Genomic DNA, 1,535 nt, shown 5'->3' with positions numbered 1-1,535 from the left:
CTGCCTGACTCCTTAGAAAGGAGGTGATCCAGCCGCAGGTTCTCCTACGGCTACCTTGTTACGACTTCACCCCAATCACCAGTTTTACCTTCGGCGGCGTCCTCCTTGCGGTTAGACTACCGACTTCGGGTCCCCCCGGCTCTCATGGTGTGACGGGCGGTGTGTACAAGGCCCGGGAACGTATTCACCGTGGCATGCTGATCCACGATTACTAGCAATTCCGACTTCGTGCAGGCGAGTTGCAGCCTGCAGTCCGAACTGGGACGTTGTTTCTGAGTTTTGCTCCACCTCGCGGTCTTGCTTCTCTTTGTTTAACGCCATTGTAGTACGTGTGTAGCCCAAGTCATAAAGGGCATGATGATTTGACGTCATCCCCACCTTCCTCCGTTTTGTCAACGGCAGTCTGGCCAGAGTCCTCTTGCGTAGTAACTGACCATAAGGGTTGCGCTCGTTGCGGGACTTAACCCAACATCTCACGACACGAGCTGACGACAACCATGCACCACCTGTCTCCTTGCTCCGAAGAGAAATACTGTTTCCAGCATCGTCAAGGGATGTCAAGACTTGGTAAGGTTCTTCGCGTTGCGTCGAATTAAACCACATACTCCACTGCTTGTGCGGGCCCCCGTCAATTCCTTTGAGTTTCAACCTTGCGGTCGTACTCCCCAGGTGGATTACTTATTGTGTTAACTGCGGCACTGAGAGGGTCAATCTCCCAACACCTAGTAATCATCGTTTACGGTGTGGACTACCAGGGTATCTAATCCTGTTTGCTACCCACACTTTCGAGCCTCAGCGTCAGTTGGTGCCCAGTAGGCCGCCTTCGCCACTGGTGTTCCTCCCGATATCTACGCATTCCACCGCTACACCGGGAATTCCGCCTACCTCTGCACTACTCAAGACGACCAGTTTTGAAAGCAGTTCATGGGTTGAGCCCATGGATTTCACTTCCAACTTGATCGCCCGCCTGCGCTCCCTTTACACCCAGTAATTCCGGACAACGCTTGTGACCTACGTTTTACCGCGGCTGCTGGCACGTAGTTAGCCGTCACTTCCTTGTTGAGTACCGTCATTATCTTCCTCAACAACAGGAGTTTACAATCCGAAGACCTTCTTCCTCCACGCGGCGTCGCTGCATCAGGGTTTCCCCCATTGTGCAATATTCCCCACTGCTGCCTCCCGTAGGAGTCTGGGCCGTGTCTCAGTCCCAATGTGGCCGTTCAACCTCTCAGTCCGGCTACCGATCGTCGCTTGGTGGGCCGTTACCTCACCAACTAGCTAATCGGACGCGAGGCCATCTCAAAGCGGATTGCTCCTTTTCCCTCTTCCCGATGCCGGGTCGTGGGCTTATGCGGTATTAGCAGTCGTTTCCAACTGTTGTCCCCCTCTTTGAGGCAGGTTCCTCACGCGTTACTCACCCGTTCGCCACTCGATCAAGGAAGCAAGCTCCCTCTCTCTCGTTCGACTTGCATGTGTTAGGCGCGCCGCCAGCGTTCGTCCTGAGCCAGGATCAAACTCTTTATAAATGATATTTA

Annotated in this window: 1 rRNA gene; it reads right to left on the bottom strand. The window is 53.8% G+C overall.

The features are described 5' to 3' along the window. Positions 1-16 precede the first annotated feature (16 nt). Positions 17-1,526: ribosomal RNA gene (locus tag DXA70_RS13540) — 16S ribosomal RNA — on the bottom strand. Positions 1,527-1,535 lie beyond the last annotated feature (9 nt).

Source organism: Faecalibacterium sp. OF04-11AC (assembly GCF_003460645.1).
Lineage (GTDB): Bacteria > Bacillota > Clostridia > Oscillospirales > Ruminococcaceae > Faecalibacterium > Faecalibacterium prausnitzii_I.
This window is presented reverse-complemented; position numbering and strand designations above follow the sequence as displayed.